The following is a 685-nucleotide window of genomic DNA, read 5'->3' on the forward strand; positions in this document are numbered from 1 at the left end:
CCGGGATCGACACCGCCACCGGACAGCTGACCCCGCACGCTGATGGTGGGCCACGGCGGCTGGTCGTCTCCAGCGACTTCTACACCGTCTACGCCTCGGCCGGGCGTAGGACCGACGGCCTGACCAACCTGTACTGCTGGGCCCATGTCCGCCGGTACTTCGTGCGCGCCGGGGACGCGAACCCGACCCAACTGGCGTGTTGGACCCGAGACTGGCTGGACCGGATCAAGGCCCTGTACCACGCCCACGACGAGCTGACCGACGCGTGGAACGCATCCACGGCCGCCGCAGGGACGGCGGCGACCCGGCTGGACGACGCGTACACCGCCTGGGACACCGCCCTGCAGGCGATCGACACCGCCCGGCAGGCCCAGATGGCCAGCCCCGGCCTGCAACAACCCGCGAAGAAGGCCCTGGCCACCCTGGACCGCGAGTGGGACGGCCTGACCGCGCACCGCGACTACCCGATGATCAGCCTGGACAACAACACGTCCGAGCGGGCACTGCGACGGCCCGTCATCACCCGCAAGAACGCCTACGGCTCCCGCACCGACGACGCCGCGCGCCTCGCCGCGACCGTCTGGACCGTCACCGCCACCGCCGAACAGGCCGGCCTCAACGTCCTGACCTACCTCACCGCCTACCTCGACGCCTGCGGTCGCAACGGCGGCAGACCCCTGACCGG

1 protein-coding gene is annotated in these 685 nt (G+C 71.4%); it reads left to right on the forward strand.

Annotated elements, in window-relative coordinates; genetic code table 11:
* A partial coding sequence (locus ACXAHD_RS32305; RefSeq protein WP_475055208.1) for an IS66 family transposase occupies nt 1–685 on the forward strand: 685 nt, incomplete at both ends.

The organism is Micromonospora sp. ABR4_055 (assembly GCF_056160425.1).